The 4,683-nt window shown below is 72.1% G+C and carries 8 protein-coding genes; 6 read left to right on the plus strand and 2 right to left on the minus strand.

Annotated elements, in window-relative coordinates:
* The 4 genes from AC2W7G_RS09485 to AC2W7G_RS09500 form a co-directional block, all read left to right on the plus strand.
* Window positions 1-293, plus strand: a 293-nt coding sequence (locus tag AC2W7G_RS09485) for a hypothetical protein (RefSeq protein ID WP_485868216.1), incomplete at its 5' end; no start/stop codon positions are given.
* 121 nt (window positions 294-414) lie between these two features.
* Window positions 415-672: a histone-like nucleoid-structuring protein Lsr2 gene (locus AC2W7G_RS09490; protein WP_485868217.1), complete on the plus strand. Its 258-nt coding sequence runs from the start codon at window positions 415-417 to the stop codon at window positions 670-672.
* On the plus strand, window positions 669-785 hold the full coding sequence (locus tag AC2W7G_RS09495) for an Lsr2 family DNA-binding protein (RefSeq protein WP_485868218.1): 117 nt from the start codon (window positions 669-671) through the stop codon (window positions 783-785). Before AC2W7G_RS09490 ends, AC2W7G_RS09495 begins: the two co-directional genes overlap by 4 nt.
* A gap of 109 nt (window positions 786-894) precedes the next feature.
* On the plus strand, window positions 895-1,440 hold the full coding sequence (locus AC2W7G_RS09500) for a hypothetical protein (protein WP_485868219.1): 546 nt from the start codon (window positions 895-897) through the stop codon (window positions 1,438-1,440).
* A 13-nt stretch (window positions 1,441-1,453) separates the two neighbouring features.
* On the opposite strand, the gene AC2W7G_RS09505 is transcribed toward AC2W7G_RS09500, so the two are convergent.
* Both AC2W7G_RS09505 and nucS read right to left on the minus strand, forming a co-directional pair.
* Window positions 1,454-1,966 (minus strand): WapI family immunity protein, encoded by a 513-nt coding sequence (locus AC2W7G_RS09505; RefSeq protein WP_485868220.1) that lies wholly within the window; start codon window positions 1,964-1,966, stop codon window positions 1,454-1,456.
* Window positions 1,903-2,580, minus strand: coding sequence for an endonuclease NucS (gene nucS / locus AC2W7G_RS09510; RefSeq protein WP_485868221.1), 678 nt, complete (start codon window positions 2,578-2,580; stop codon window positions 1,903-1,905). Before nucS ends, AC2W7G_RS09505 begins: the two co-directional genes overlap by 64 nt.
* 566 nt (window positions 2,581-3,146) lie before the next feature.
* On the opposite strand from nucS, the gene AC2W7G_RS09515 reads away from it, so the two are divergent.
* Window positions 3,147-4,334, plus strand: a complete 1,188-nt coding sequence (locus tag AC2W7G_RS09515) for a 3-hydroxyacyl-CoA dehydrogenase family protein (protein ID WP_485868222.1) — start codon at window positions 3,147-3,149, stop codon at window positions 4,332-4,334.
* Between the two features lie 156 nt (window positions 4,335-4,490).
* On the plus strand, window positions 4,491-4,683 hold a 193-nt coding region (locus AC2W7G_RS09520), incomplete at its 3' end, for a histidine phosphatase family protein (RefSeq protein WP_485868223.1).

A 4,683-nucleotide genomic window follows, 5' to 3' on the forward strand; every position in this document is an offset into this window, starting at 1 on the left:
GTGACTGGCGATCACCCGGGCACGGGACGGCTCGCGCCGCGTCGCTCGCGGTGCGCCGTACCGAGGACGACTCGGCCGCGTGCGAGGCGCTGTCCGGCGTCGACGCCGAGGCGTGGGAGCCGGTGCCCGCCGGGCGCACGTGCACGCAGGAGTTCGGGGGGCCCGAGACGGCCACGGTCGCCGGCACGGTGGACGGACGACGCGTGGACGCGACGTTCACCCGCACCGACGGTTGCGAGATCGCGCGATATTCGCAGATCGAGCCCGTGCTCACCGCGCTCGAATTGTCCTGAATTCCCTTCCGGGCAATTCGGGGAATGCCGGGTAGTTCTTTCCGGTCATGACCGCACGCGACATTCTGTGCCATGATGAACCGCCTGAAAAACATTCCCATATCGACCGAGGTGGTAATTCGTGGCGAAGGTGACTCGCGTCCAGATCGTCGACGACCTGGACGGCACGGTGCTCGAGGACGGCGACGCCCAGACCGTCGAGTTCGCGCTCGACGGCCAGGCCTACACGATCGACCTGAAGTCCGAGCACGCACAGCAGCTGCGCGACGCGCTGGCCCCCTGGGTCGCCCACGCGACGCGCGTGTCCTCCTCCCGGCGCGCGCGTCGAACGGCTCGTCGCGCCGCTCGTCCGGCAGCACGCGCTCGGCGTCCGGCATGACGCCCGACGAGCTGAACGAGGTGCGCGAGTGGGCGCGCTCGAACGGCTACCAGGTGGCCGACCGCGGACGCATCAAGGCCTCGGTGCTGGAGGCTTTCGAAGCCGCGCACTGAGTGTCGCCTCGACATTCGTGCGCGAATGTCGAGAATGAACGAGCCGGTGGCATTCACGGGGTATGAGCCCGTGAATGCCACCGGCCTTTTCGTGGAGGAGAATCGCGTCATGAACGGTCCCGTCTCGCAGCTCGCGGTGACGCAGAACCTTCTCTCCCGCACCGAGGACGAACGGGTCGGCTGGTTCCGTCAGCGCCGCGTCGAGCGCACGACCACGTTCCTGGACTGGACCATCGACGGTGAGCCGTTGCGCGAGCACGTGCCGTTGGTGGACGGACGCGTCCCCGACGAGGCGACCGCGCTGCAGAACGAGCGGACGGCACCCGGGCTCGGCCGGGAGTCCCTCCGGGTGCTGCTCGACGTGCCGGGACGCACGGAGTTCGTCGTGCGGATGCCGGACGGTCGCGTCGCGCTGCTGTTCTGCCCTACGTGCTTCGACCTGTGCTGCAGGACGCTCACGGCCGAGGTCGTCGCGACCCCGGACGGCACGGTGGCGTGGCGCGACGTGGCCTGGCAGGTCGGCTACGAGCCCCTCGACCTCGGCGGGTCCGAGCTCGACCCACCGACGTTCGTCTTCGATGCCGCTCAGTACCGCGCGCTCCTGCGCCGGCTGCTGGCCGACGAGCGGGCGTGGACCGCGACGCGTCCGCACTGAGCCGGCCGCGCGGCTAGGCGCGGCGGGGGAACCGCGCGAGGTCGGCGAGCCACTGCTGCGCCGCGGCCGCCACGGTGTCGGGGGAGAGCGTGAGCGCCACCGCGTGCCCACCGCTCCACCGCTGCGCATCGTCGACCCCGGGCGGGAACGACTCGGCGCGCAGGGTCAGCGCGATGGTGACGGCGTCGGGGCTCCGTCCGGTGACGCCCAGCGCGAGGTTCGGCTCGAGGAAGTCGACGGCGGGCACGTCCTCGCGCGCGACGCGCCGCAGCCATCTGCCGAGGCGATCCGCCTCGTCGGTCAGCAGGCACGGGTCCCGGAAGTGCCAGCGCAGGCCGTCGGCGACGACGTGGCCGTGGACCACGAGCCAGTTGTCGTCGTACTCGTCGCCCGACGGGGCGGCGAACTCGTACGCGACGACCTCCAGGACGACGAACCGGTCGGCGTCCTGCTCCAGCCGGATCAGAACAGGCGCAGGCTCGGGTCGTCGATGCCGCGCAGCTCGTCGTAGTTCACGACCACGCACCGGATGCCGCGGTCCTCGGCCAGCGTGCGGGCCTGGGGCTTGATCTCCTGCGCGGCGAAGACGCCGCGGACGGGGGCCAGCAGCGGGTCGCGGTTCATGAGCTCGAGGTAGCGGGTGAGCTGCTCGACGCCGTCGATCTCGCCCCGGCGCTTGATCTCGACCGCGACCGACTTGCCGTCGGGGTCCTTGCAGAGCAGGTCGACCGGTCCGATCGCCGTCATGTACTCGCGCCGCACCAGCGTCATGCCCGCGCCCAGCGCGTGCGTGTGCTCGGCCAGCAGCTCCTGCAGGTGCTTCTCGACACCGTCCTTGCGCAGACCGGGGTCGACGCCCAGGTCGTGGCTGGTGTCGTGCAGCACCTCCTCGATGAGGATGCGCAGGGTGTCGTCGCTCTTCTGGGCGCTGACGGTCCACTCGATCGTGCCGTCCTCGGTGACGCCCTCGCGGAGCGTGCACGGCGGGCTCATCCAGTTCAGCGGCTTGTAGGAGCCGCCGTCGGAGTGGACGAGCACGGAGCCGTCGGCCTTGACCATGATGACCCGGGTGGCCATCGGCAGGTGGGCGGCCAGGCGGCCGGCGTAGTCGACCTGGCAGCGGGCGACGACGATCCTCACGAGATCTGGCGGACCAGCGTGCCGAAGGGGAACTCCAGGTCCTCGCCCACGATCGTGCCGGTCTGGTCGTTGCCGTCGGCGCCGGTCAGCGTGACCACGTCGCCGTCGACCGAGAACGACCCGCTGGTCGTCTCGTTGCCGTCGACGTCGAGCGTGAACGTGCCGTCGTCCTGGAAGTGCAGGACCCACTCGCGCTTCTCGTCGGCCCAGTCGCCGACCAGCTCGGCGGCGATGCCGGTGGGGGCCTCGGCGGAGGGGGTGGCCGGGCTCGTCGGCTGCTCGGTCGGCTCGGCGACGGGGCGCTCGCGCTGGGCGAGGCGCTGGTCTCGGGGTCGGACGGGGACGCGGTGTTGTCGTCGCCGCAGGCGGCGAGGGTCAGCGCGGCGGTGGCGAGCACGGTGCTCAGGGCGAGGCGGGTCTTCACGAGCCCCATCCTGCCAAAGCCCGGACGCCGGACCGCGCAGGCCGGGCCGGCCCGCTCGGACCGACCTGTGACCTGTGTCTCCCTGCGCTGGTCCCGCCGCTCATTACCGTGGCTCTGGACTCGCCCTTACCAAGGAGTAACCATGGCCGACACCAGCCCGATCCTCGCCGACGACGAGCCCGGACGCATCGCGCGGACCCTGCTGCTGCCGTACCTGAACCACGCCGCCACCATGCTGCAGGAGGGCTACGCCACGCGCGCCGACATCGACGCCGGGATGCGCTTCGGCTGCGGCTACCCGGTCGGCCCCCTGGCCCTGGTCGACGAGCTCGGCGCCAAGACGGTCGTCGACGGGCTGCGGGAGCTGCACGCGCAGACCGGCGACCCCGTCCACGTCCCGGCGGCGCTGCTGGAGGACCTGGCCGAGCGAGGGGCGACGCTCGCCGAGGACGCGGCCGAGGAGCCGGCGGCCCCCTCCCTGCGCCACGAGATCACGTCGGTCGGCGTGGTCGGCACCGGCACCATGGCGTCCGGCATCGTCGAGGTCTTCGCCAAGGCCGGCTACGACGTCGTCTACGTCGGTCGCAGCGAGGAGAAGACCGCGGGCGTGCTGAAGGCCGTGACGAGGAACCTCGACAAGGCGGTGGCGAAGGGCCGGCTGGACGAGGCGGGCAAGGCCGAGGTGCTGGGCCGGCTGAGCGGCTCGGCCGAGCGCGAGGCGCTGGCCGGCGTCGACCTCGTCGTGGAGGCGATCGCCGAGGACCTGGAGGTCAAGCTCCAGCTGTTCGCCGACCTGGACCGGATCTGCAAGCCCGGCGCCATCCTGGCCACGACGACGTCGTCGCTGTCGATCGCCCGGTGCGCCGAGGCCACGTCGCGCCCGCAGGACGTCATCGGCATGCACTTCTTCAACCCGGCCCCGCTCATGAAGCTGGTGGAGGTGGTCACGACCGCCCGGACGGCGCCGGAGGTCGACGAGACCGTCCGGGCGCTGTGCCTGAGCGTCGGCAAGCACCCGGTCTCGTGCGGCGACCGGGCCGGCTTCATCGTCAACGCGCTGCTCTTCCCCTACCTCAACGACGCCGTGCGCCTGCTGGACGCCGGCGAGGCGTCCCTGGAGGAGATCGACGCGGCGATGACCCGTGCCGGCCTGCCCATGGGCCCGTTCGTGCTGCTGGACGTCGTGGGCAACGACGTCTCGCTGGCGATCGAGAACTCGCTGGTCGAGACCTTCGGCCACGAGGGCTGGGCGCCCGCCGCGAGCCTGGTGAAGGCGGTCGAGGAGGGCCGCCTGGGCCGCAAGACCGGCGCGGGCTTCCACACGTACTGAGCCCGCCGCCGCGCTGGGCGTGACGTCCTGCCCGCGTGTCTCGGCGTGTCGCGGGCACAGCGTCACGCTCAGCGAGAGGGGGAGCGGGCCCGGGAGGGAGGGGCCCGCTCCGCCGCTCGCGTCGCGCAGGAGGCGGCGTCCCGGTAGAAGGGACGCATGCGTGGAGTCGAGTGGCTGGGCGTGGTCCGGCACGGTGAGAGCACGGGCAACGTCGCGGCGCGCGACGCCGAGACCGGCGGGCTGGAGCGCATCGACGTCGCCGAGCGCGACGCCGACGTGCCGCTCTCGCAGACCGGACGCGAGCAGGCGGAGGCGGTCGGACGCTGGCTGGGCCGGGCTGGAGCCGCAC

Source organism: Aeromicrobium sp. PFPM2_SD2 (genome assembly GCF_057364525.1).

Bases quoted from the DNA above. Each gene is read 5' to 3' on its own strand.
- AC2W7G_RS09515 (WP_485868222.1), top strand. From the start codon at position 3,147: ATGGCCGACACCAGCCCGATCCTCGCCGACGACGAGCCCGGACGCATC.
- AC2W7G_RS09500 (WP_485868219.1), top strand. From the start codon at position 895: ATGAACGGTCCCGTCTCGCAGCTCGCGGTGACGCAGAACCTTCTCTCC.
- AC2W7G_RS09495 (WP_485868218.1), top strand. From the start codon at position 669: ATGACGCCCGACGAGCTGAACGAGGTGCGCGAGTGGGCGCGCTCGAAC.